Source organism: Streptococcus intestinihominis (assembly GCF_046824975.1).
Taxonomy (GTDB): Bacteria; Bacillota; Bacilli; order Lactobacillales; family Streptococcaceae; genus Streptococcus.
This window is the reverse complement of record NZ_JBKQBL010000004.1, coordinates 141331-146911: the sequence shown is the minus strand read 5'-3', so window position 1 is coordinate 146911 and position 5581 is coordinate 141331. Positions and strand designations below refer to the sequence as shown.

Annotated in this window: 5 protein-coding genes and 1 other annotated feature; of the genes, 4 read left to right on the top strand and 1 reads right to left on the bottom strand. The window is 42.7% G+C overall.

Going from position 1 to position 5581, the window contains the following annotated elements; translation table 11 throughout:
• On the top strand, positions 1–524 hold a 524-nt coding region (gene budA / locus ACLOR3_RS07570; protein WP_412037112.1), incomplete at its 5' end, for an acetolactate decarboxylase.
• Between the two features lie 35 nt (positions 525–559).
• Here the strand turns inward: budA and ACLOR3_RS07565 are convergent.
• Positions 560–2221: an Rqc2 family fibronectin-binding protein gene (locus ACLOR3_RS07565; protein WP_411399903.1), complete on the bottom strand. Its 1662-nt coding sequence runs from the start codon at positions 2219–2221 to the stop codon at positions 560–562.
• A 179-nt stretch (positions 2222–2400) separates the two neighbouring features.
• Positions 2401–2635: a binding site (T-box leader), on the top strand.
• Between the two features lie 132 nt (positions 2636–2767).
• Here ACLOR3_RS07565 and trpX point away from each other — a divergent pair.
• The 3 genes from trpX to pheS form a co-directional block, all read left to right on the top strand.
• Positions 2768–3772 carry a tryptophan ABC transporter substrate-binding protein gene (trpX, locus tag ACLOR3_RS07560; protein WP_272081005.1) on the top strand — a complete coding sequence of 335 codons (1005 nt, stop codon included), beginning with the start codon at positions 2768–2770 and terminating at the stop codon, positions 3770–3772.
• 124 nt (positions 3773–3896) lie between these two features.
• Entirely contained in the window at positions 3897–4316 is a 420-nt protein-coding gene (locus tag ACLOR3_RS07555) for a chromosome partitioning protein ParB (RefSeq protein ID WP_411399902.1), read from the top strand.
• A gap of 313 nt (positions 4317–4629) precedes the next feature.
• The coding region (gene pheS, locus ACLOR3_RS07550; protein ID WP_412037111.1) for a phenylalanine--tRNA ligase subunit alpha at positions 4630–5581 on the top strand (952 nt) is incomplete at its 3' end.

Sequence of the window (5581 nt, the reverse complement as noted above, 5' to 3'; positions counted from 1 at the left end):
AGATTGTGGAAGTTGCTCCAGATGCGACCGTCCCCTATGCGGCCATTGTTCCCCACCAGGCCGAAGTGATTTTTCGGCAACGCTTTGAAATGACGGATGAGGAATTAGAGGCTCGCATTGAATCTTATTACGATGGCGAAAATCTGTTTCGTTCGATTAAGATTCACGGTGATTTCTCCAAGATGCATGTGCGTATGATTCCCAAATCGACCTCGGAAACCAAGTTTGCAGATGTAGCAACCCATCAGCCAGAATTTACACGAGAAGATGTTACAGGAACCATTGTTGGTTTTTGGACGCCAGAGATGTTTCATGGGGTCAGTGTAGCAGGCTATCACCTTCACTTTATCTCAGATGACCATACCTTTGGAGGACATGTTATGGATTTTGTCATCAAAGAGGGCATCGTCGAAGTTGGAGCCATTGATCAATTGGACCAACGCTTTCCTGTCCAGGACCGCCAGTATCTCTTTGCCAAGTTCAACGTTGACCAGGTCAAAGAGGATATCCACAAATCAGAATAAAACAAAAAGGCTGAGATGATTCTCAGTCCTTTTTATTACTCATTGATACGCATGGATTTGATCTTTTCTTCTTCAGGGGTGACCCGTAGGGTTTTCTGACCGGTATAGGTTACAAAGCCAGGTTTTCCTCCGGTTGGTTTGTTGAGTTTTTTTGTTTCAATCATGTCGACTTGGACCAGATTGGACAGGCGTCCCTTAGAGAAATAGGCTGCCAGCTCAGCTGCATCGGTTTTGACCTCATCGGAAGGGTTGAGGTTACCTGTAATGACCACGTGACTACCTGGAATATCCTTGGCGTGGAACCAGAGTTCGTCCTTTTTAGCCATTTTGAAGGTCAATTCTTCGTTTTGAAGATTATTCCGGCCGACCAGAATAATGGTTTTGCCGTCTGAGGCTAAGTACTTCTCTGGTTTTTTCCGTTTATGGATCTTTTCTCGGTTGCGTCGTTTGATAAAGCCTGTTTGGATCAGCTCTTCGCGAATCTCGGCTACTTCAGAAAGGCTGGCTTGGGCCAGAGCGGTTTCGACTGTTTCTAGGTAGGAGATGGTTTCCTTGGTTTCCTGGATGAGAGAGGTCAAATGTTTAACAGCTTCTTTTAGCTTCTGGTAACGCTTAAAGTAGCGTTGTGCATTTTGACTGGGGGTCAAGGCTTTATCCAAGGCAATGGTAATAGGCTGGTTGGTATAATAGTTGTCTAAGGTGACTTGGTCTTGATCATTTGGGACTTGATGGAGGAAAGTAGTAAGCAGTTCGCCTTTTTGACGGAACTCTTCGGCATTTTCTGTCGCTGCCAGTTCGGCTTCTTGTTTGGCCAATTTTTTCCGGTTCTTTTCTAGGTCATTGTCCACCTTGCGGATCAGTTCCCCAGCTTGTTGTTGGACCCGGTCGCGCTCAGCCTTGTCCAAGTAGTAGTGGTCGAGTAGATCCGATAAGGTCTCGAAGGTCTCCTCCTGGCTATCAGCAAAAGCGAGAGCAGCAAAGGATTTTTTTGTTAGACGGGGATCTGTTGGAGCTTCGAAGAAAGCTCGGAAGGTTTTTAATTTTTCTCCCGTTTCTAATCGACTGGCCAATTCTTGAGCAGTATCTCGACCAAGACCCTGGAAATGGATTTGAAGGTTTTTTGGTGTCAACTCTTCTCGGTGAAGAAAGGCGAATAAAGCTTCGTCTTTAATGGTAAAGGGGTTGACCGCTTCGGTTTTTGGAGGAGCTACATAGGTTGATCCAGGGAGAATGGTCCGGTAGCTATTTTGTGAGAAGCCCACATGCTTGATCGCTTCGATAATTTTTCCAGTCGCCTTGTCCAGAAGAATGATATTGCTGTGCTTGCCCATGATTTCGATGATTAGGGTCACAGATATATCATCTCCAATCTCATTTTTATTAGAGACGGCAATTTCTAAAATACGGTCATTCTCCAGTTGCTGAATCTGCTCAATGACTGCCCCTTGGAGATACTTGCGCATGACCATGATAAAAGTATTAGGGAAGGCAGGATTCTCAAAATTGGTCTGGGTTCGTTGGATCCGACCAAAAACAGAGTGGGAAGACAGCAAGAGTTTTTGATTCTTGCGATTGCTACGAATTTGTAAAACCAACTCTTGTTCAAAGGGTTGGTTAATCTTTTGGATGCGACCATATAGGAGTTCGCTTTGTAATTCATTCACCATATGGTGTAAAAAAAATCCATCAAAAGACATGGGGTTCCTCAACATTCTAGACTAATTCTAGTAAATTATATCAAAAAAGTGCCTGAAAACCCAGCAAGAAGGCGGTTTTCAATCCTTGTAAAAGCATCCGTTAGAAAATGAATTTCAGGAAATGACGAACGTTTTCAAAAAAACCATAAAAAAGTATTGACAAGGTTTACAGAAACATTTACAATGGATTCAATTAGAAAAGTAATAAATGAAAATTTATTAGAGAGCTCACGGTTGGTGGAAGTGGGTAGTGGACATTTATGAAATTGGACTAATGATGAGATGAATTTGAAACAATAAAAATTCGGTCGGCACACCTTATCGTGCAACTTGTTGCTAGACAAGACAGAGATATGGGAGGAGTTTATCCATTTTCCCATAAGTGAGGTGGCACCGCGATGACACGTCCTCACATAGCTATAGCTATGTGTGGGCGTGTTTTTTGTTTCAAAAAGAAGGGGGAAAAGAAGATGAAGAAACGATGGCGACTCAGTCTTTAACAAAGAAGCGAAAAAACGAAAAAAATAAATAATTGAGGTAAAAAATATGAAAAACAAACGTGTATTGGGAATGATCGGTGCTTTGCTAGCCATTATTTTAGTAGCTGTTGTTTATCCAATGTTAAACAATAAAAATGATGCCAATAAAGCAGATGGAACTAAAAAGGTAAAAGTCGGTGTCTTACAGTTGGTCAGCCACCCATCGCTAGACGAAATCTACAAGGGGATTCAAGACGGCTTGGCTGAAGAAGGCTACGATAAGGACAAGATTGAGATCGAATTCCTCAATGCGGAAGGAGACCAAAACAAGGTTGCAACCATGAGCAAGCAATTGGTCCAAAACAACAACGACGTCTTGATCGGAATCGCAACCCCATCTGCTCAAGGTTTGGCTAGTGCGACTAAGGACAAACCAATTGTCATGGGTGCTATCACAGACCCAGTCGGCGCTAACTTGGTCAAAGATTTGAAAAAACCAGGTGGCAATATCACAGGAGTATCTGACCACAACCCAACGGAACAACAGTTGAAGTTAATCAAAGAGTTGACTCCAAACGTGAAAACAATCGGGGTTCTTTACTCAACCAGTGAAGATAATTCTAAAACGCAAGTAGAAGAATTTACAAAATTGGCTGAAAAAGCAGGCTACAAGGTGGTTCCTTATTCAGTACCTTCTACAAATGAAATTGCTTCAACGGTTTCTGTCATGACTGGTAAAGTAGATGCCATCTGGGTTCCAATTGACAACACCATCGCTTCAGCCTTCACAACGGTAGTCGAAGCAAACAAAACAGCTAAAAAACCAATCTTCCCAAGTGCGACAGCCATGGTCGAAGCTGGTGGTTTAGGTTCAGTCGTTGTCGACCAACATGATCTTGGAGTTGCAACTGGTAAAATGGCTGCGAAAATCTTGAAAGGTCAAAAACCAGCGGATACACCAGTCGAAATCTTTACAGATGGTAAATCTGTCATCAACAAAAAAGTGGCAGAAGAATTAGGCATTACCATTCCAGAATCTGTCTTGAAAGAAGCTGGACAAGTCATCGAATAAAAACAAATTGAATAACAAGAATGGCAGAGGAATTTGGCTTTGGCAGGTCTTTAAATCCTGACCTTTAAAAATGTTCACCAGTGCCCAGGACCAGCTTATTTTACTCTTGGTAGAGGAGAAAGAATTGAAAATCAAAATAACAGATCTTCATCCGACCCAACTATATTTATCAGAAAAGAAGTTACATGATATCCAGATGCTTGATCAATCGGCGGAAATCATCAATGTTGATCCAATTAGTATTCTTGCGTTTGGAAATTGCTTCTTGATTACAGACGGTCATCACAGGGCTTATCAGGCTTTATTGGCAGGTCGGGATACGATTTCTGCTGAGTTTGATAAAGATGGTGGTGATGAAATTTATCATCTCTATGCGCAAGCTTGTGAGGAAAGAAAGATATACTCTGTTATGGATTTAAAACATCATATCTTAGCTCAAGATGAGTATGAAGCAAAATGGTATAACTGGTGTGATGGTTTTAACCAAGCAGCAACTCTTTTATTAAAAAGGAAAGCAGATGAAACAGACAAGGCAAATAAATAATGCCCTGGTTCTTGTTTCTTTGTCTATTGAAATTAGTCTCATCTAACTTGTTTTTTAACTAAAAATCTGATAAACTAGAGTGTAATTGAATAGAAATCTGCAAGACTAGTACCTCAAGGGAAGTGCAACAGGGAGAAGAGCCGTGACTGAAAGCTCTTTGCATGAAAGCTGAGTGAATTCACTTGCGCAAAGATTTAGAAATTAAGGTCTGAGTTTCAGATAAAAGACGGATGGTACCGCGTGTCAACGCTCCGAATATGGGTGTGGCGCGTGGTTTTTTATATGTCTGAGTGAAGACCATGATGGAGGAAATATGTCAACGATTGAAGAACAACTAAAAGCGCTTCGGGAAGAAACGCTGGCAGCTTTGAAGCAGATCTCTGCTGAAAACGAAAAAGAGATGCAAGAGTTACGCGTCTCTGTCCTTGGGAAAAAAGGTTCCCTTACTGAAATCCTTAAAGGGATGAAAGATGTCTCTGCTGAAATGCGTCCGGTTATCGGAAAACATGTCAATGAAGCCCGTGATGTCTTGACGGCTGCCTTTGAAGAAACAGCCAAGCTTTTGGAAGAAAAGAAAGTCCAAGCCAAATTAGCTAGTGAGAGTATCGACGTGACCCTACCTGGACGTCCGGTCGCAAGTGGTCACCGTCATGTCTTGACCCAAACCAGTGAAGAAATCGAAGATATCTTTATCGGGATGGGCTACCAAGTCGTAGATGGTTTTGAAGTCGAAAAAGACTACTATAACTTTGAACGCATGAACCTTCCAAAAGATCACCCAGCGCGGGATATGCAGGACACCTTCTACATCACAGAAGAAATCTTGCTTCGGACCCACACATCACCAGTTCAGGCGCGTGCTATGGATGCGCATGACTTTAGCAAGGGACCTTTGAAGATGATTTCTCCAGGGCGTGTTTTCCGTCGGGATACAGATGATGCGACCCACAGCCACCAGTTCCATCAGATCGAAGGTTTGGTCGTTGGGAAGAACATTTCTATGGCAGACCTCCAAGGAACGCTTCAGTTGATCGTGCAAAAGATGTTTGGTGCAGAACGCCAAATCCGTCTGCGTCCTTCTTATTTCCCATTTACAGAGCCATCTGTTGAAGTCGATGTCTCTTGCTTTAAATGTGGTGGAGCGGGATGTAATGTATGTAAGAAGACCGGTTGGATCGAAATCATGGGAGCCGGCATGGTTCACCCACGCGTGCTTGAGATGAGCGGCATTGATTCAACAGTCTATTCAGGATTTGCCTTCGGAC

Excerpts from the sequence above, each read along its gene's own strand:
- ACLOR3_RS07565 (WP_411399903.1), bottom strand. The coding sequence starts at position 2,221 with ATGTCTTTTGATGGATTTTTTTTACACCATATGGTGAATGAATTACAA.
- trpX (WP_272081005.1), top strand. The coding sequence starts at position 2,768 with ATGAAAAACAAACGTGTATTGGGAATGATCGGTGCTTTGCTAGCCATT.